The organism is Salinimicrobium oceani, assembly GCF_012037645.1.
Genome location: NZ_JAAVJR010000873.1, coordinates 1 through 399, shown reverse-complemented (window position 1 = coordinate 399; position 399 = coordinate 1). Strand labels below are relative to the sequence as shown.

Below are 399 nucleotides of genomic sequence, written 5' to 3'. Positions count from 1 at the left end.
AGCCTACTTTCTTCGATCCTGGAAAGGTCAAGAATTTCAGAAATAAGTCTTGTTAATCGGGCTACCTGTTCATCAATACGCTTTAATGAAGGTTTAACCGGAAGAGTATTTAGATCCTGATGTTCTTGCTCCAGTAATGAGAGCAGTAGCTGCACGTATCCTTTTATCGAAGTAATCGGAGTTTTAAGCTCATGACTTACCAGTTGTAAAAATCCTTCCTTTCGCTTATCTTCTTCCTTAAAGCGTTCAATTTCTGTAGTTACTCCTATCCATTGTTTAACTCTTCCGTTTTCATCTTTGATAGGTATGGCCCGTGTTAAATGCCAGCGGTATTTTCCCTTTTTATCCAGAAGCCTCATTTCAATTTCCAGATCTGCTCCGGTTTCTACACTTTTTTTC

1 protein-coding gene is annotated in these 399 nt (G+C 38.8%); it reads right to left on the bottom strand.

The window, feature by feature from the left end; all coding sequences use genetic code 11:
- Positions 1-399 (bottom strand): histidine kinase dimerization/phospho-acceptor domain-containing protein (locus tag HC175_RS19825; protein WP_168139816.1); only part of this gene is annotated, 399 nt, incomplete at both ends.